This is a genomic window from Rhodococcus sp. 05-2254-2, assembly GCF_002259095.1.
Taxonomy (GTDB): domain Bacteria; phylum Actinomycetota; class Actinomycetes; order Mycobacteriales; family Mycobacteriaceae; genus Rhodococcoides.
Genome location: NZ_NOZJ01000022.1, coordinates 187,368 through 203,902 on the forward strand (window position 1 = coordinate 187,368; position 16,535 = coordinate 203,902).

19 protein-coding genes are annotated in these 16,535 nt (G+C 64.2%); 11 read left to right on the plus strand and 8 right to left on the minus strand.

The window, feature by feature from the left end:
• The first annotated feature begins 130 nt into the window (after window positions 1–130).
• Window positions 131–1,213: a DNA cytosine methyltransferase gene (locus CH283_RS27340; RefSeq protein WP_094639913.1), complete on the plus strand. Its 1,083-nt coding sequence runs from the start codon at window positions 131–133 to the stop codon at window positions 1,211–1,213.
• Here the strand turns inward: CH283_RS27340 and CH283_RS28945 are convergent.
• The 3 genes from CH283_RS28945 to CH283_RS27350 all read right to left on the minus strand — a co-directional run bounded on the left by CH283_RS28945 (window position 1,185) and on the right by CH283_RS27350 (window position 2,600).
• Window positions 1,185–1,478 carry an ATP-binding protein gene (locus CH283_RS28945; RefSeq protein ID WP_255183374.1) on the minus strand — a complete coding sequence of 98 codons (294 nt, stop codon included), beginning with the start codon at window positions 1,476–1,478 and terminating at the stop codon, window positions 1,185–1,187. The two genes, CH283_RS27340 and CH283_RS28945, sit on opposite strands and share 29 nt — an antisense overlap.
• Before the next feature lie 27 nt (window positions 1,479–1,505).
• Entirely contained in the window at window positions 1,506–1,694 is a 189-nt protein-coding gene (locus tag CH283_RS28950) for a hypothetical protein (RefSeq protein ID WP_255183375.1), read from the minus strand.
• A 120-nt stretch (window positions 1,695–1,814) separates the two neighbouring features.
• A complete protein-coding gene (locus CH283_RS27350) occupies window positions 1,815–2,600 on the minus strand; it encodes an SDR family NAD(P)-dependent oxidoreductase (protein WP_094639912.1) in 786 nt (261 codons plus the stop codon).
• A gap of 86 nt (window positions 2,601–2,686) precedes the next feature.
• Between CH283_RS27350 and CH283_RS27355 the strand changes: the two genes are divergently transcribed.
• The 4 genes from CH283_RS27355 to CH283_RS27370 all read left to right on the plus strand — a co-directional run bounded on the left by CH283_RS27355 (window position 2,687) and on the right by CH283_RS27370 (window position 6,044).
• Window positions 2,687–3,562, plus strand: coding sequence for a helix-turn-helix transcriptional regulator (locus CH283_RS27355; protein ID WP_094639911.1), 876 nt, complete (start codon window positions 2,687–2,689; stop codon window positions 3,560–3,562).
• A gap of 43 nt (window positions 3,563–3,605) precedes the next feature.
• Window positions 3,606–4,379, plus strand: a complete 774-nt coding sequence (locus CH283_RS27360) for an 8-oxoguanine DNA glycosylase OGG fold protein (RefSeq protein ID WP_094639910.1) — start codon at window positions 3,606–3,608, stop codon at window positions 4,377–4,379.
• Window positions 4,380–4,467: 88 nt separating this feature from the next.
• Window positions 4,468–5,574, plus strand: coding sequence for a serine hydrolase (locus tag CH283_RS27365; protein ID WP_094639909.1), 1,107 nt, complete (start codon window positions 4,468–4,470; stop codon window positions 5,572–5,574).
• Entirely contained in the window at window positions 5,571–6,044 is a 474-nt protein-coding gene (locus tag CH283_RS27370; protein WP_094639908.1) for an ArsR/SmtB family transcription factor, read from the plus strand. Before CH283_RS27365 ends, CH283_RS27370 begins: the two co-directional genes overlap by 4 nt.
• 19 nt (window positions 6,045–6,063) lie before the next feature.
• On the opposite strand, the gene CH283_RS27375 is transcribed toward CH283_RS27370, so the two are convergent.
• Both CH283_RS27375 and CH283_RS27380 read right to left on the minus strand, forming a co-directional pair.
• Entirely contained in the window at window positions 6,064–6,579 is a 516-nt protein-coding gene (locus tag CH283_RS27375; protein WP_255183376.1) for a hypothetical protein, read from the minus strand.
• A 23-nt stretch (window positions 6,580–6,602) separates the two neighbouring features.
• Window positions 6,603–7,127 carry a hypothetical protein gene (locus CH283_RS27380; RefSeq protein ID WP_094639907.1) on the minus strand — a complete coding sequence of 175 codons (525 nt, stop codon included), beginning with the start codon at window positions 7,125–7,127 and terminating at the stop codon, window positions 6,603–6,605.
• Between the two features lie 262 nt (window positions 7,128–7,389).
• Here CH283_RS27380 and CH283_RS27385 point away from each other — a divergent pair, with 262 nt between their 5' ends.
• Entirely contained in the window at window positions 7,390–8,058 is a 669-nt protein-coding gene (locus CH283_RS27385; RefSeq protein WP_094640048.1) for a hypothetical protein, read from the plus strand.
• 14 nt (window positions 8,059–8,072) lie between these two features.
• A complete protein-coding gene (locus CH283_RS27390; RefSeq protein WP_141215348.1) occupies window positions 8,073–8,714 on the plus strand; it encodes a hypothetical protein in 642 nt (213 codons plus the stop codon).
• Between the two features lie 53 nt (window positions 8,715–8,767).
• Here CH283_RS27390 and CH283_RS27395 read toward each other — a convergent pair whose 3' ends face one another.
• A complete protein-coding gene (locus CH283_RS27395; protein WP_094639905.1) occupies window positions 8,768–9,163 on the minus strand; it encodes a RidA family protein in 396 nt (131 codons plus the stop codon).
• A gap of 129 nt (window positions 9,164–9,292) precedes the next feature.
• Window positions 9,293–11,218 (minus strand): flavin-containing monooxygenase, encoded by a 1,926-nt coding sequence (locus CH283_RS27400; RefSeq protein ID WP_255183377.1) that lies wholly within the window; start codon window positions 11,216–11,218, stop codon window positions 9,293–9,295.
• A 183-nt stretch (window positions 11,219–11,401) separates the two neighbouring features.
• Here CH283_RS27400 and CH283_RS27405 point away from each other — a divergent pair, with 183 nt between their 5' ends.
• From CH283_RS27405 to CH283_RS27420, 4 genes are read left to right on the plus strand one after another with little or no spacing between them, the layout of a single operon-like run.
• Window positions 11,402–12,064, plus strand: a complete 663-nt coding sequence (locus CH283_RS27405; RefSeq protein WP_027497814.1) for a nitroreductase family protein — start codon at window positions 11,402–11,404, stop codon at window positions 12,062–12,064.
• A gap of 26 nt (window positions 12,065–12,090) precedes the next feature.
• Window positions 12,091–13,653, plus strand: a complete 1,563-nt coding sequence (locus tag CH283_RS27410; RefSeq protein WP_094639904.1) for a class I adenylate-forming enzyme family protein — start codon at window positions 12,091–12,093, stop codon at window positions 13,651–13,653.
• The gene (locus CH283_RS27415) at window positions 13,650–14,276 is read left to right on the plus strand and encodes a TetR/AcrR family transcriptional regulator (RefSeq protein ID WP_094639903.1); all 627 of its coding nucleotides are present in this window, start codon (window positions 13,650–13,652) and stop codon (window positions 14,274–14,276) included. Before CH283_RS27410 ends, CH283_RS27415 begins: the two co-directional genes overlap by 4 nt.
• The gene (locus CH283_RS27420; RefSeq protein ID WP_094639902.1) at window positions 14,266–15,408 is read left to right on the plus strand and encodes a serine hydrolase domain-containing protein; all 1,143 of its coding nucleotides are present in this window, start codon (window positions 14,266–14,268) and stop codon (window positions 15,406–15,408) included. The genes CH283_RS27415 and CH283_RS27420 overlap by 11 nt, the downstream gene beginning before the upstream one ends.
• A gap of 15 nt (window positions 15,409–15,423) precedes the next feature.
• On the opposite strand, the gene CH283_RS27425 is transcribed toward CH283_RS27420, so the two are convergent.
• Complete coding sequence (locus tag CH283_RS27425; RefSeq protein WP_094639901.1) at window positions 15,424–16,533, minus strand: LLM class flavin-dependent oxidoreductase; 1,110 nt, start codon at window positions 16,531–16,533, stop codon at window positions 15,424–15,426.
• Window positions 16,534–16,535 lie beyond the last annotated feature (2 nt).

The following is a 16,535-nucleotide window of genomic DNA, read 5'->3' on the forward strand; positions in this document are numbered from 1 at the left end:
CGACAGAACGCTATCGCAGTAAGTGTTGAGTTCGGGTCAGAAACGATCCGGGCGGTCTGGTGTCTTCGAGCCACAAAGCTGTGGCCAAGGGTGAGGACGCGATCCTCGATCTGCCGGCTATCATTCCTGCATGGGTCCCGCCGAAGGTCAGTCGACGACGAGATACAAGGTAATCGACTTGTTCGCGGGGCCCGGCGGACTCGATGTGGGTGCACACTGGCTCGGAATGACTACTACCGGGATCGAGATCGACCCCGACGCGTGCGCCACTCGCGCTAAGGCCGCACTGACCACAGAGCAGGCCGATGTGCGCCACTATGGGCCTGACCGCTTCCCTGAAGCGAACGTGCTGACCGGCGGACCGCCTTGCCAGACGTACACACTGGCGGGTAAGGGTAGTGGCAGACAAGCCCTGGATAAGGTGGTCTCCATCGCCGAAGCGATGGCCGAAGAAGTCGACGCGGCCCGGAGTCTTCACAAGTTCGAGGACGAGCGGACTGGGTTGGTGCTCGAGCCGCTTCGTTGGGCTCTGGAGGCACTCAAAGCGCAGAAACCGTACGAAGCGATTGTCCTGGAGCAGGTGCCAGCGGTACTTCCCATCTGGGAAGCGATCGGCGATGTCTTGCGTAGCCACGGATACGGTGTCGATTACGCCGTTCTGCGTACCGAGCAGTTCGGCGTGCCGCAAACCCGACGACGCGCCATCCTGGTAGCACGATGGCAAGATGACGTTTCACTGCCCAGACCGACTCACGAACCCTTTCGAAAAGGGGCAGCCGTCCCTACTGGGACTGCCCTTCTGCCCTGGGTCCCCATGCAGTCGGCACTACGAAAAGGCTCCCCGTTCACCGTGGTCTCCAACTATGGCAGCGGCGGTGATCCGCGCAAACGCGGCGAACGCTCATCCGCAGAGCCCGCAGCCACTGTGACGGGCAAGGCCACCCGGAACAAGATTCGGATGCGCAACGGCAATGTCAGTGGCATGACTCCCGTCGAAGCAGGGCTATTGCAAACGTTTCCTGCCGACTACCCGTGGTCAGGCCGCGACATTTCACAGCAGATCGGTAACGCAATCCCGCCGCGATTGGCTGCACACGTCTTGGCTTCCGCGCTGAAGCTGCCAGTGTCGGCCTCGGCGCTCGACCTCGCGGTGACGCTGCCGTGGTCCAAGTCGAGGGTTGGCGTCAATAGGCTGGTAGAGGTTTCTGCGTAGAATACCTCGGACTTCCAGAACATCGGACAGCCACGCACCTCGCACGGATTCTCTTGAAGCAGATTGCACAGCTGCCAGCCCACAGTAAGGCCCTGTTCTTCAATCGGTAGCTCGCACCGGTCGCCGCGGATTCTAGAGCCTCTGCGAAGCTCGACTTGCCCGATCCGTTGCGGCCACTGACGATCGTGATCCCCGGCGCGGGGTGTAGCTGCAGCGCTGCTTTGGGCCCGATGCCGCGGAATCCCGCGGCAGTGATCGAGGTCAAAAACGCACCGACCGGCTCTTCGAGGAGCTAACTCCCCGACGGCTCCGGAACGTGCGGGGTCGAGATGCCGTCCAGAAGCTCCTGTAGTGCTGTCGGCCCTTCGAGCGCTGCCAGTACGTAGTACTTGGCCTCGTCGGACAGGTCATTGTCCGCGTCGATGGCGTCGATCACCACGTCGACGAGTGGCCTGTCGACAGCATTGTCGGCAACGGTCACCGGCACTCCCCTGTTCGTTCTGATGGCTAACCAGAACCCACAGTTCCATACGGGACCGACAGTCCGCAGGGACATGAAGCATTCGAGGGCGCGCGGAAGGTGCGAACGTGGCAGTCAGGTTCAGGCCCCCGAACCGCAGTCGACGGGCACGATCGCCCCGGTTACCGCGGAAGCCCTGTCACTCAGCAGCCACGCGGCGGCCTCGGCAACTTCGCGAGCCTCGGCCATCCGCCCCATCGGTGACGCAGCGCTACTGGCCGCGATGACACCGGGTGTCTTTGCCTCCCATTCGTCCATCATTTCTGTTGCAGTGCCTCCGGGCATCAGACCGTTGACACGGATACCCTCCGGGGCCCAGGTGACGGCTGCGGTTTCGGTGATGCTGTTGAGCGCCCGCTTCATTGCCCCGTACGCCGGTAGCGGCGGAACGGCACGGCGGCTGCCGATACTCGAGGTGTTGACGATGGCACCGCCGCCACTCCGACGCATCAGGGCGGCTTCGGCATTCATCGCGGTCCAGTGGGCGCGGAAGTTGACGGTGAATTGCTCGTCGAGGTCGTCGTCGCTGGTGGTGTCGAGGGAGCCGATCTGCCGCTGGTTGACGCCACCGTTGTTGAACGCTCCGTCGAGTCGTCCGTGCAGCTGCTCGACGCGGGTGACCGCGGCGCGGATGCTGTCAGCGTCGATGAGGTCCATGGCTACGGCGTCGGCGGTGCCGCCGGCCGCTCGGATCGTCGTGACGAGCTGGTCGAGCGCGTCGACGTTGCGGGCGGCGAGCACAACAGCCGCTCCCTCAGCGGAAAAGAGGTGAGCCGCAGCAGCACCGATTCCTCGACTTGCGCCGGTGATGAAAACGACTTTGCCGGACAGGAGGCCGGCTGTACGCGAGGCTGTTTCGTTGGTCATGGTGCAAGCATCGATGCTCCTCGGCACCGGAGACAGGCACAAGTGGTACCAGGATCCGACGCTCTACCTGCGGCACAATCGAACTCATGGACAAGCAGGAACTCGGGGCGTTTCTCCGCAGCCGCCGCGAAAAGCTCCAACCACAAGATGTGGGTCTTCCGTCCGGCCCTCGTCGCCGAACCCCGGGTCTTCGCCGTGAAGAAGTTGCCGTGCTCGCGCACATTTCGACGGAGTACTACGTGCGCCTCGAACAAGGCCGCGCACCACGCCCGTCGGCAGAGGTGCTGGCGGGGATCGCGGCTGCCCTGTGCCTCGACGACACCGAGTCCGACCATCTGCACGCGCTGGCGGGCACCGCCCCCGCGAGATCCGGTTTGCACCGGCGCGATGTTCGGCCCAGCATTCTCACGCTCCTGGAGCGACTACCTCAGACCGCCGGCATCGTGATGTCCGCCGCGTTCGAGGTTCTCGCCTGGAACGATCTGGCCGTATCGCTCATGGAAGACTTCGGCAGCCTGACCCCTCGTGACCGCAACCTTGCCCGTAAAGCTTTCCTCGGCACCGAGCAGCCGAGCGAGCGGCTCTACGGTATCTCCGACGACGTCCACTTTCGCCGCAGTGCGGTCAACGAACTCCGCACCGCCCTCACCCGCTATCCCACGGACGAGATTGTGTCCGAGCTCGTCGCCGAACTCCGGGATGGCAGTCCCGAGTTCGCTCGGCTGTGGGAACGACACGATGTGGCAGTCTCCCCCGCGCTGCGAAAGACGTTTCGGAACACAGCCGTTGGCGAGATCACGGTAGACTGCGATTCACTGAAACTCGTCGAAGTCGACCAGCACCTGATCCTGTATACCGCTGCCCTCGGCAGCCCCGATGCCGACAAATTGGCCCTACTGGCAATGCTCGGACACGAGAAATCTGATCAGCACGACAGCCCAGCCGGAACTCGCTCGGAGTGACAGCAGCCCTCGATCTGTCGGTACCCGATGCTTCGATGGCGGTATGTCACAACGCGACGAGGGGTTCTCGCCACCGGAGGCCTGTGTGCAGTGGTGTCGGCACCGCACCTACGACCTGCATGTCCTCGACGACGGTGTCTTGGTGGACCTGGATTGGTGGAACGGCCACCTCGACCGGGCAGGCCACGAACTTCGACTGCGCGGGCGTAATCTCGACGGCGAAGTCGTCGAGTACGGCAATGCCACAATCCAACGCAACGATCTTCGAATCGGCACCGATCTAGCTGTAGGCGAGCATGATTCACTCGGTCTGCTGTTTCTGTGCGCCGCCTGGCAGGGTAGTCACAAACATCGCCGAGCGGCGCGGAGATTCCCCGACGTCATGAATCCACATCTCACGCACCCTGACGAGAACCCCGTCGCCAAGACCCTCGCGGTGCTCGACTACTGCGTCCGAAACCGCGAGGTGCCCGAGCATCCGACTGAAACTCGCTCGGGATGGCCGGACGCTCCGGGCGTCGGTGTCTCACTGATGGCCACATTTCTGTGGGCGGTGAACGCCTCGGTCTATGGCGGCCCGGCCCAACTGATCGACCAATACGGAGTCTCGACCCTCATCCACGAAGGTTGGCTTGAAGACCCATCCGTCACCGGATTCACGCGTCGCCGCTACGACCGCTACATCGACCTCATCACGAGCTGGGCCAACGAGATCGACACCCGTCCCGAACTCGTCGAGATGTGGCTCGTGCAGCGCTGGAGCGCCCGACTCGACGACGCACGATTCGGCAGCTACAACGCACCCACCTTGTTCTGAACGACCGAAGTCCGATGGAGGGGTTGCCGCGCTGCACTTTCAGTTCTACGATTATCCGTAATTACGGAATAACGGATGGGAGACCTCGATGCGACGCTCAGCCTGGATCTCGACCACCTGCGCAGCCGTGCTGTTGGTGGGCGGATGTGCCACCGACACCGACGCCACTGCAATGGCCACGACTACCCCGACGCCGGAGAACTGCGCTCCTGCCACTTCCACCGACCTCGCTACCGAGGACGGGTGGATCGGACTGATCGATCAGGCTCCCGACACCGTCAGCCTCGTCATCGACGACGGCCGCGGCCGAACCGTCGAACATCGAGCCGATCAAGAGCAGGTACTCGCATCGGCGATCAAGGTGGTGCATCTCGCCGCCTACGCTCAGGCAGTCGCGAACGGCACCATCGACCCCAACGAGCAAGTGGCCCTCTCGGATTGGGAGCGCTGGTACGTGCCCGGTACCGACGCCAATGCTCATCCGAATGCCCTGACCCGGTTGGGCATTGCGAACGCCGGCACCAACGCAACCGATCCCGACGCCACGGTCCGAATCGACGACATGGTTTCGGCCATGATCCAGGAGAGCGACAACTCGGTTCCCGACTACCTCCGATACCGACTCGGCGATCAAGCACTCGTCGACGCCGCAGCCGCCGGAGGATGGGAGAACTTCGAGGCACCAAGCATGGTGGCCGACATGCTCTCGGTCTTCGATCCCGAACTTGCCGATGCAGATACCTGGGAGACCGCTCAGAAGTGGGCATTCGACCCGCAGTTCCGAGCCCAGGCCGAGGCGTCCGTGCAAGTGCCGACCTACGAGGACCAGGTATCCAGGGTCGAGAGCAGTTTCCGCGGCGGTTCGGCCGAAGAATTGAGCGGAATGTATCGCGCCTTCACGGACGGGACCTACGGCGCGGCATCCGACACCATTCTGCGTCAACTGGAATGGCAACCTGCCGGCGACAGCGTTCGCGGTATCGGCTTCAAAGGTGGCAGCCTCCCCGGTGTGCTGACCCAGGGATTCGAGTTGCGCCGCAACGACGGAACCGTCGCCACGGCAGTGTGGCTGATCGGTGGCCTCCCCGCGGACAGATTCGATCAGGCCATGACCCAGTTCGGCGTACAGCAGCAACTCATCGTCGAGGCGATGCTCTCGCCCGAGGTTCTCGACCGGATAGCCTGCGTGGTGTGAGCGCAGAGTTCGAATCGAGACTGGCAGAGCTGGAAGCCCGCGTCGCCGAGTTGGAACGACGCGACGCTCCCGAACAGCTTAATGCCGCCCCGTCGACCGGCGGCTTGGTCGCCTATCAAGGCGACGTCCATCTGCACGGCACCGTCCGCTGGGACATCGGCTACTCCCCCGACGCCATCGTGGAACTACCGGTTCCCTCCGCATCGGAAGTGCTTGCCGCTCTGGGACATCCGGTGCGACTGCAGATCGTGCGAACGCTGCTGCGAGGACCGGCGAACGCGGCGGATCTCCTCGCAGCCGTGGGACTCGGCTCGTCCGGCCAGATCTATCACCACCTCAAGACGCTGAGTTCGGCGAACATCGTGGAGCAGCACGGTCGCGGCGACTATCGAATTGCCGCCAAACGAGTTGTGCCGCTCTTGGTTTCGATGCTCGCCGCCGCGGATATCGCAGGCGATCTGGGTACCTGACCGCCTACAACACCGCATGTCAGGGTACGAACAACACACCCAAGCCGGGGATGAGAGCGTTCGACGCATCGGGATTCTCTCGGTCGTGGGTCACCGTCACGAATACCGGACCCGCGCCCGTCCGAGCCGTCACCTCGGTCGGCAGGCGGTAGGCCTGCGGACCACCCTGATTGGCCGGCTGAGTCCGATCGATCTCGTCGTTCCAGTGCCGCAAGCCGGCGGAGCCCGCCTCACCGGTGGATAGGTTGCGCCAGTTGACCGTCAGGTGCCGGTAAGCGAACTGGTAGTAGTACGGCCGGATGTCGGTGGCCGAGAAGCGCACCTCACCCGGCTTCTCGCCGACCACCAAGCGAATCGGAATGGTCTGAACAAGTCCGCCGGGAACGCCCGCAGGGACAAATTCCGGCCCGGTCACGACAGGCACCTGCATTACCGACTCTTGCGGCGCAGCGGTTGCAGTTCCGGCACCCATGCCGAAGACCAGGGGGGCGGTCAGCGCCAGGGCGGCGACACCGCCTCGGATCGATTTCCGCATCGAGTTTCCTTTCGGTTGGACGATCAAGGTACGTAGATCAGGCCTTTGCCCGGGATCAGCGTGTCGGCGTAGGGATCGCCGTAGTGGTAGTCGCGGTAGTGGGTCACGGTGATCTCGACCCAGCCACTTCCGGTGGGCAGAGCTACTTCCCGCGGGTACTGCTCACCGTGCAGCGGCGGCAGGTCGTTGGGCGGGCCCGGGTTGGGGTTGTCCTGCCAGTGCCGCAGTCCCGCGCTTCCACGGAAGCCGATGTCCCAGTTTCGCCAGCTCACACCGAGACTTCGGTACGGGTACTGGTCTGCGTACGGTGCGATATTCGCCGCGGACAGCAGCAGAACACCCGGCTCGGTACCGACCGTCGCCTTCATCGGAATGGTCTGGAACAACCCACCGGGCACGGCACCGGGTGCGATCTGGAAACCGGTGACCACCGGAATCTGGAGCAGCGTGGTCTGCGGCGCTGCCACGGCCGTTCCCTCGCCGATGCCCAGTGCCAGGGGGATCGTCAGTGCGATCGATACGACCCCTCGCCGCAATGTTTTTCGCATACAGCACGCCTTTCGCTCATGTCGCACAACGAGATACCGGATCGCACGTGACACCGGACCAAGAGCCCCAGGTTGAACCTGAAACATCAAGTGGTTCTTGAGTCTTTACCCGACCCACCCTCGCAGCCACAGCGACAAAAGGACCGCTCGGATACCGATTCGTGACTGGGTCGTGACACGAAAGACGTTAACAGACCACTTGGCCCGTTCGATTCAATGATCAGAGGTGATGCACTCCGCAGCCACCGGTGAGGACCATCGAATGAGGCAAGTCCGCACAATCGTGGCCACAGGCGCGCTGATCGCCGTTACCGCTCTCGCATCCACCTCCTGCGGCTCCGACGAGCCGGTGAGCGACCCACCCGCACCGGTCACCAGCGCAGCGGCTGCTCCGTCGGCAAACGGGTACTCCGACTCCGACGATGGTGGCGGCTCAGGCGGAATCGGACAGGCTCCCGACATAGTCACCCCAGTACAAGCAATTCCCACCGCCGCGAGCGCACCAGCCGTACCGCCCGCCCCGAACCGCGACGATGTCAACGTCGATGCACGGGACTTCGAGCAAGCCGGAGGGCAGTATTTCTTCCAGTCCCCCAGCGGGAACGTGTTCTGCGGATTCAACTCCTCCAATGTGCCCGGGACGATCGTGGGCTGCCAGGTCCGCTACTCGGTGCCGGGCAACACCGGCCGTGAGTGCCTCAACACCGAGAACAACACCTACGGGGTGAAGATCAACCAAGACGGCACCGTCGAACAGATCTGCACCAATCAGGGCATCTTCGTCGGCGGACCTGAACGCCCTCGAGTCTTGGAATACGGCCAGGTCATCGGCGTGACGGGCACTTTCTGCAGCTCCACCGAGGCCGGCATCACCTGCTACGACGGCGACCGAGGCTTCATGATCTCGCGCGACGTCAACCTCGCATTCTGATGAAGGAGTTCACGATGATCCGCAGATTCGCGCTCGCCGCCGTGCTGGCGACGGCTGTACTGACGGCGTGCGGAAATCAGGATGCACCCGCCGCCGCTCCCGCTCCCCCGACCAGCGTTGCCGCGCAGATACCCGCGCCTCCGCAGGTGACCATCGCCGCGCCGACCGACTCCAACGATGGCAACGCGGAAGGTGCGACACGAGCACCACAGGCGACCGAATCGAACCCGACCGCTGCCGATCCCGCGAACAACACCGCACCCATCACCCCCGTCGACCCTGCCCTATACAGCGCGTACGGCAATCAGGTGGGCTGGAAGTCGCCGTCGGGCAACATCTATTGCAAGATCGGCGACAGTGAATTCTCGTCCGGCTGCCAGGCAGCGGATGCTCCGATACCCGACGGCGCGAACTGCGTCACCCCGTCGTTCACCATCGACCAACTCGGCAAGGGCTTCTACATGACTCCGGGGAAGGTGACGCCGACATGCTTCAACCAAGGCGAATTCGGAGTCGAGAACGCACAACCGTTGGAATACAACACATCCATCACGTTCAACGGGTTCACGTGTTTCTCTCGTGTCGAAGCGATGATCTGCGACGCGGGCGGCGGACACGGATTCGTGCTGTCGATGCAGCAAGCCACGTCGAACTGATTGCGCTGAGCGAGCCCTACCCTGACGGGCCTCGTCGTAGCCCGGTAGTCGATCTACCCGACCGCGGTGCCCTCGAGTTCGACCAGCAAACTGGGAATCGCGAGCCGGGTGACCCCGAGCAGGGTGCTGGTGGGCTTCACGCCCGCCGCACCCAGTCGCGCTGCCAAGTCTCCGTAGTGCGGCAGCAACGCGTCGACATCGGTGGTGTACACGTTGAGCCGAACGAGGTTCGCCAAGGACATATTCGCCTCGGCGAGAACGGCTTCCATGTTGTCGAGACACAGAGACAACTGCGCGCCCATGTCGTCGGGGTGCTGAGGTGAGCCGTCATCGCCCGTCGCTGTTTGGCCGGAGAGATAGAGCGTCCGGGCCTGCCCCGAGACGATCTCCCCCTGGTTGAATCCCATGTCCACCGACCACTGCACCGGGTTGACTGCCGTTCGTTCCATCGACGCGCACTCCATTCGATCGTTCGGGTGTGTGTGCACCGTCGAGCCTTGCATGGATTTCGGACATCTTCGGCGGTATGGGTCCAAACAATCACGGGTACCAACAGCTTTCAGGGGACATCCCGCTGATCAGCGGGCGTCCTCCCGCCTGCCCTCGGTCACGAAGTCCTTCAGATCGGCCCGCCGCGTCATCTCCCAGTAGTCGACAATGCGCCATGGCAAAGTCGAAACCACGCGTCCGGCGTCGTTGCGGTACCAGTTGTCCATGCCGCCGTGCGACCAGATCATCTTCGCGTGAGCCTCATCGTGTTTGCGGACATACTCCGCCTCCACATCGGCCTTGCATTCGATGGCCCCGATTCGTTTGTCCACCATGTCGATCAGCACATCGACGATGTACCGCACCTGGCATTCGGCAATGGTGATGTAGCTACCCCCGTGGCCCAACACCGTCCCTGGACCGCAGGTGATGAAGAAGTTCGGGAAGTCGGGAACGGTGATGCCGAGATACGCGTGCGCGTCCTCCGGGCCCCAGATATCGCGGATGGACTCCCCCGATCGTCCGCGCACATCGATCGGCGTCAGCAGCTTGTGCGTCTCGAAGCCCGTCGCGAGAATCACCACATCGACCTCGGTCTCCGAACCATCGCGTGCCACAACCGAGTTGGCGGTGATGGACGCGACGGCGTCGGCGATGAGGGTGACGTTGTCGCGCTTGAGCGCGGCGTACCAGCCGTTGTCGAGCAACATCCGCTTGCCGAAGGGTGGGTAATCGGGAAGCGACTTCTCGATCAGATCGGGCCTGCCCTCGAGCTCGGCTTCGATGTAGCGGGTGAAGACGCGTCGATGGGCGTCGTTCACCGGGTTGATCGAACGTGCCGGATGCTCCCACTCGGGATCGACCTGCAGCGAGCTGTGCACGCGATCGTTGAAGTTCCAGGCCAACCGCGTTCGGTACCACAGGCGATACAACGGAACGACATCCATGAGGTAGTTGGCGTCGTCGCTCATCTCGGTGAAATAGACGTCACTCGACGCAACCCACTGAGGCGAACGCTGGAAGACCGTCGCATGCCCCACCGTCGACGCGATGGCCGGCAGCACCTGCATGGCGCTGGCCCCGGTACCGACGATGGCGACGCGCTTACCGGTCAGATCCAGATCGGCCGGCCAGTTCGCCGTGTGGAAGATCGGGCCGTCGAACGACGCCAGGCCGGGGATATTCGGCACCTTCGGCCGATTGAGCTGACCGGTAGCGGTGATCACCACGTCTGCGGTCAACGTCTCGCCGTCGACCGTCGTGACGGTCCATCCCTGCCTCTGCGCGTCGTACTCGGCGGTCGCCACCTCGGTGTCGAACCGAATGCGTTGCCGCAGATCGTGTTCGGACGCCACGTCGCTGAGGTACTCCCACACCTCGTCCCGCTTGCCGAAGTGCGTGCTCCAGGCCCGCGGCGCGAAGGAGTAGGAGTACAGGTGACTCGGGGTGTCGACGCCGGCACCGGGGTAGGTGTTCTCGAACCATCCACCGCCGACGTCGGAGTTCTTCTCCAGCACTGTGTGACTGATGCCCGCCTCGTGCAGCTTGATGGCCGCGAGCATTCCGGAGACGCCTGCACCGATCACGATGACCGACAGATCGTTCGGCGCAGCCACCGGAGTGTCCGAGGCGGTGAAGCCCATGTCCTCGGCGACCATGACGCCGAACTCGGGTGGGACCTGCTCACCGACGGCCACGCTGATCATCTCGACGAGGTGCTCCGGGTCGGGTGACGGCACCGCCATGGGCGTGCCCTCGTGGAACGCGCAGATCGCGTCGAGCGCCGCGGACCGGATGCGGCTTGCAACGGCGTCGTCGAATCCGCCCGTGTCGTTGTTGTCCATGCCCCGGCTACGGGTGGGTCGGTACGGATCGGCGAGCCACGTGGGATCACCGGTCAGCTGATAGAGCACCGCGACCAGCGTGGGCAGGTTGGCGGCGGTGAGAGCGCGCGAGAGCCGGTCACGATCGATCCGACCCACGGTTTCCGCTGCCGTTGCTGCGTCTGTGGACACCGGTACCTCCTGTTGTGAGCTGCTCCATCCGACTCCGACAGCTCAACTAACCACGGTTAGGCAATTTCGCGCAAGGGATTCGGAATCTCGAAATTCACAGCAAATCGAGTCTTGACAATGTGGCCCACGCCACACGATGCTTCATGGCACTACCTAACAGCGGACAGGCGAAGGGACACACCCATGGAACTCACCGAGGCGATGCGCACCACCGGCACCTGCAGGCGGTACCTCAGCGATCCTGTTCCCGACGAGGTGTTCAAGGCCGCGTTCGACGTCGCCCGCTTCGGCCCACAGGGCGGCAACCGTCAGCCCGTTCGGTGGATCGTCGTGCGCGACGCCGCCCGCAAGCAGGCCCTCGCCGATCTCTACCTGCCGATGTGGGACGCCTACTTCGCCGGCATCACCGGCGGAACCGTTGCCGTCGGTGCCCTGCCCAAAACCGTGCAGGACGCCGACTACTTTGCCCGCCACCTTCACGAGGTGCCCGCCATCGTGGTGGTCTGCGCGGCATTGGACGGACTGCACCCCACCGACCACGAACTCGGCCGACTCTCCGTCGTCGGCGGCGCATCCATCTACCCCACCGTGCAGAACCTGTGCCTGAGCCTGCGCGATCAGGGCGTCGCGACCGCGGTGACGACGCTGCTGTGCCACGAGGAGCCCGCCATTCGCGAACTGCTGGGCATCCCGGACGACTACATCACCGCCGCACACATCGCCGTCGGATATCCGGAGAAGTCGTTCCCGCGCAAGCTCACCCGTGATCCGGTGGAGCAGATCGTTGCGGCAGAGACGTTCTCGCAGCCGATGTTCGACTCCGCTGCCCTCTCCCCCGCCCTCTGACCCAGTTCTGACCTCAGGAGTCCGCCGTGCCCGGTACTGCCATCCACCATCGCTCCCCCATCGGCCGCGCCACCATCGGCGATCAGCTTCGTCGTCATGCGCGGACGCAGCCGAACAAGGTCGCGTTCATCAGCTACGCGGCGGACGGCACCCGAGAGGTCACCACCTACGGCGAACTCGATTCTCGGGCAAACCAGTTCGCCAACCTGCTGGTCGATCTCGGAGTGACCTCGGGTGACCGCGTCGCATCGATGGCTCGTAACAGCGTCGACGTGGTGGTGGCGTACTACGGCACCCTCAAGGCCGGTGCGGCGTTCACCGGCATCAACGTGATGTATCGCGCGGCCGAGGTGAAGCACCAACTCGAACACGCGGAACCGACTGTCGTGGTGGCAGATCCGGCCTACGCTGAGATCATCTCCGTGGTGAAGCCGGAGACCACCACCCTGGTGACGTTCGGGCCCGAATACGCCGCACTGACGGCAAACACCCCGTCCACCGAGCCGGACGTCGAGATGGACGAAAACGACGTCGCGATGGTCATCTACACCTCCGGAACCGAAGCGGCACCCAAGGGCGTGATGATTCCGCACCGCAACTTCCTCATCTCCACCGCGCCCGCGTGGAGCTGGGGCCTGCGCACCGGGCCGGAGGACACCTGGCTGTTCGTCATGCCCTTCCACACCATCGCCGGACTCGGCTCCATGACGACCCTCACGCTGATGGGTGCCACCCTCGTGCTGCCTGCGACGGTCGACCCAGCACAATCGCTGCGCATCATCGCCGCCGAGAAGATCTCCGTCATCGCGCAGACTCCCACGTTCTACCTGGCCCTGGCCCGTGACCCGCAGTTCGGCCCCGAGACCGTGAGCCAGGTTCGACGCTGCCTCACCTACGGTGGCCAGGTGTCACCGCACACGATCAGCGCCTGGGCCGCCGCGGCACCCGAGGCCATCTGGGGCACCTACTGGGGGCAGTCCGAACTGTCGCAGCTCGGCTCGGTCGGCTGGTTCTCGAGCCTCGACGACATTCCCGACGGCGATGCGTCGTGGATCGGCAAGCCCGTCACCCACCTCGAGATCAAGGTGGTCGACCCCGCGGGCAACGACAGCGAGATCGGTGAATTGCTCTGCCGCACTCCATCGGTGATGCTCGGCTACTTCAAGGACCCCGAGCGCACCGCCGAGGTGTTCCGGGACGGCTGGGTGCATACCGGCGACATGGTGCGCATCGACATCGACGGCAACCTGTTCTTCTACGATCGGATGAAGGACATGATCAAGTCGGGAGGGATGAACGTGTCGTCGCAGGAAGTGGAACGCACCATCCACACGCACCCGGACGTGCTGCGTGCCGCCGTCGTCGGAGTTCCCGACCCGTACTGGTCCGAGGCCGTGACTGCCTTCGTCATCGCGCGCGACGGGGTGACCGCCGACCCGGCCGCGATCATCGAGTACTGCCGCACCGAGTTGGCGTCGTACAAGGCTCCGAAGTCGGTTCACATCGTGGCCGAGCTGCCTGTCGACCCGCAGGGCAAGATCCTCAAGCGTGAACTGCGGCTGCTGGCGGCGGTCGAGGAAACTGTATGACGCAGCCCTCCGAGGTCACAGCTTTACCCCGTCAGGTCCGCACCCGCCAACGACGGGACGACATCGTCGCCAATGCCGCGAATATCTTTGCGCGTGAGGGCTACTCGAACGTGGGGATGCGCGATATTGCCGACGCCGTCGGTATCAAGGGCGCCAGCCTCTACCACCATTTCCCTTCCAAGGAAGACATCCTGTTCGCAATCTGCCTGACGGTCACGCAAGAACCGGCCGAGGAGAACCTGCCACTGCTCGACGCGGCCGGAACCCCTACCGAACGCATGTCGTCACTGGTGCGGGCGCACCTGGTGCATCTGAACCGTCGACGGGTGGAATACATCGTCGGCCTGCACGAGCTCGCCTCACTCACCCCGGAGCACCGCACAGTCATCGAAGATTACCGCCGCCAGTACCAACGACGCGTGCGCGACGTGATCACTGCCGGAATGCGCAGCGGTGAATTCACCGTTCCGGACGCACGGCTCGCGTCGTTCGCCCTGACCGACATGCTCAACGGCATCAGCAACTGGTTCCACGACGGCGGCGAGCTGAGCATCGAGGACGTCGCCGACGGCTACGTCGAACTGGCGGTCCACCGCGTTCTGGGGGCCTCACATGGCAATTGACGGTCACTGCGATCCCGAGTTCGCTGCGGTGCGCGACACGCTCGCCGCCAACCTCGACAGCGGAGAAGAGCTTGGCGCGTCCATTGTGGTCGACATCGACGGCCATACCGCCGTCGACCTGTGGGGTGGCTACCTCGATGCTGAGCGCCGCCTGCCGTGGGAGTCGGACACGATCACCAACGTCTGGTCGACGACGAAGATGGTGACGTGCCTGGCGGCGCTGATGCTCATCGACCGCGGACAGCTCGATCCGGATGCGCCGGTCGCGACCTACTGGCCCGAGTTCGCGGCCGCAGGCAAGCAGGACATCGCGGTTCGGCACCTGTTGTCGCACACCTCCGGCGTCTCGGGCTGGGACCGACCGTTCAACGAAGAGGACCTCTACGACTGGGAACTCTCCACCTCGCGTCTGGCTGCGCAGGCTCCGTGGTGGGATTCGCGCACTACTTCGGGGTATCACGCGGCAAGCCAAGGCCACCTGATAGGCGAAGTTGTCCGCCGCGTCACCGGAAAGCCGTTGCGGCAGTTCGTCGCCGACGAGGTTGCCGGTCCGCTCGGAGCCGACTTCCAGATCGGTGCCGCCGAGACCGACAGGTCCCGGATCGCCGATGTGGTTGCGCCGCCCCCGCCGACCGATGATGCCGTGCCCGATCCGACGATGGTGCGTCGCAGGACCTTTCTCGGGCCGTTGGTGCAGGCCTCGTCCGCGAATACACCGGCATGGCGTGCCGCGGACATGGGCGCATTGAACGGTCACGGCAATGCGCGATCGGTCGCGAGAATCCTGTCGGTCATTTCCCGCGGCGGCACCGTCGACGGCGTTCGACTGCTGAGTCCCGGCACGATCGACTCGATCTTCGAGGAGCAATCCAACGGAGTCGATCTGGCCCTGGGCATTCCGTTGCGCTTCGGCCTGGGTTTCGCTCTGCCACAGCAAGAATCGATGCCCTACATCCCTGACGGGAAGATCTGCTTCTGGGGCGGATGGGGTGGATCGCTGACCGTCATGCACCCGGAGTCGAAGCTGACCATCTCCTACGTCATGAACCGAATGGGGCCGGGAATCATCGGCTCCGACCGAGCCGAGCAGTACGTGCGGGCCGTGTTCGACGCACTGTCATCCACTGCTTAGTGAGGACGTCCGACATCACACCCGACGCGCGGGAACGGTGATTCCACGCGCGTCGAGGATCGGCCGCACTCCCTCGGCGAAGTGGTACGCCTCCTCGAGGTGCGGGTAGCCCGAGAGGATGAACTCGTCGAACCCGGCATCGTGGTATTCCCCGATGAGGTTCGCGACTTCCTCGTGCGAACCGACCAACGCCGTCCCGGCACCGCCGCGAACCAGACCGACACCGGCCCACAGGTTCGGGTAGATCTCGAGCGAGTCCTTGCTGCCGCCGTGCAGTGCGGCCATTCGGCGCTGTCCCTCGGACTGCGACGACGAGTGCAGCGCGTGCGCCGCAGACACCTGTTCCTCGGGGAGCTCGTCGAGGAGTTTCTGCGCGACGGCCCAGGCCTCCTCGGAGGTGTCGCGACTGATGGTGTGCAGGCGGACGCCGTAGGTCAGCTTGCGGCCCTCGGCATCTGCCAACGCCTGTACTTTTTCGATCTTCGCGCGGGCGTCGGCCGGCGGCTCACCCCACGTCAGGTACGTCTGCACCCGCTTGGCTGCGACGGCCAGAGCAGGCTCGGAGGAGCCACCGAACCAGAACTCCGGCAATGGGTCCGGAGCCTCGGACACCCGCGCATCGGCAACCTTGAAGAACTCACCCTCGTGGTCCACCGAAGTCTCGGTCCAAATGCGTTGTACGAGTTCGAGAAACTCGTCGGTGCGAGCGTATCGCCGGTCATGGTCGATCCAGTCCCCGAAACGACGCTGCTCGACGTCGTCGCCCCCGGTGACGATGTTGAACAACACTCGCCCTTCCGAGAACCGCTGCAACGTCGCGGCCTGCTGCGCCGCCAACGTGGGCGGCGTGAGACCGGGGCGGAAGGCAACGAGGAACTTCAGCCGTCGGGTGCTCTGTAGCAACGCCGCCGTGGTCAGCCACGCGTCCTCGCACCACGTTCCCGTCGGAGTCAGCACGCCCTCGTAGTCGAGGCGGTCCGCGGCCTGAGCCACCTCGGTGAGGTACCGCAACGACGGGCGACGAAAGCCGGCGGGTTCGCGGAGATTGCCGGATGCGTGGGACGCGCCGACGATGGAGCGGCCGTCGCCTGCAGTGGGAAGAAACCAGAAGATGCGTGCGGTCACGA

What these genes read in the sequence shown, in the direction of transcription:
- CH283_RS27380 (WP_094639907.1), bottom strand. Translation starts at nt 7,127, where the DNA reads ATGCGAAAAACATTGCGGCGAGGGGTCGTATCGATCGCACTGACGATC.
- CH283_RS27375 (WP_255183376.1), bottom strand. Translation starts at nt 6,579, where the DNA reads ATGCGGAAATCGATCCGAGGCGGTGTCGCCGCCCTGGCGCTGACCGCC.
- CH283_RS27420 (WP_094639902.1), top strand. Translation starts at nt 14,266, where the DNA reads ATGGCAATTGACGGTCACTGCGATCCCGAGTTCGCTGCGGTGCGCGAC.
- CH283_RS27385 (WP_094640048.1), top strand. Translation starts at nt 7,390, where the DNA reads ATGAGGCAAGTCCGCACAATCGTGGCCACAGGCGCGCTGATCGCCGTT.
- CH283_RS27355 (WP_094639911.1), top strand. Translation starts at nt 2,687, where the DNA reads ATGGACAAGCAGGAACTCGGGGCGTTTCTCCGCAGCCGCCGCGAAAAG.
- CH283_RS27350 (WP_094639912.1), bottom strand. Translation starts at nt 2,600, where the DNA reads ATGACCAACGAAACAGCCTCGCGTACAGCCGGCCTCCTGTCCGGCAAA.
- CH283_RS27405 (WP_027497814.1), top strand. Translation starts at nt 11,402, where the DNA reads ATGGAACTCACCGAGGCGATGCGCACCACCGGCACCTGCAGGCGGTAC.
- CH283_RS27415 (WP_094639903.1), top strand. Translation starts at nt 13,650, where the DNA reads ATGACGCAGCCCTCCGAGGTCACAGCTTTACCCCGTCAGGTCCGCACC.
- CH283_RS27395 (WP_094639905.1), bottom strand. Translation starts at nt 9,163, where the DNA reads ATGGAACGAACGGCAGTCAACCCGGTGCAGTGGTCGGTGGACATGGGA.
- CH283_RS27340 (WP_094639913.1), top strand. Translation starts at nt 131, where the DNA reads ATGGGTCCCGCCGAAGGTCAGTCGACGACGAGATACAAGGTAATCGAC.
- CH283_RS27360 (WP_094639910.1), top strand. Translation starts at nt 3,606, where the DNA reads ATGTCACAACGCGACGAGGGGTTCTCGCCACCGGAGGCCTGTGTGCAG.
- CH283_RS27390 (WP_141215348.1), top strand. Translation starts at nt 8,073, where the DNA reads ATGATCCGCAGATTCGCGCTCGCCGCCGTGCTGGCGACGGCTGTACTG.
- CH283_RS27365 (WP_094639909.1), top strand. Translation starts at nt 4,468, where the DNA reads ATGCGACGCTCAGCCTGGATCTCGACCACCTGCGCAGCCGTGCTGTTG.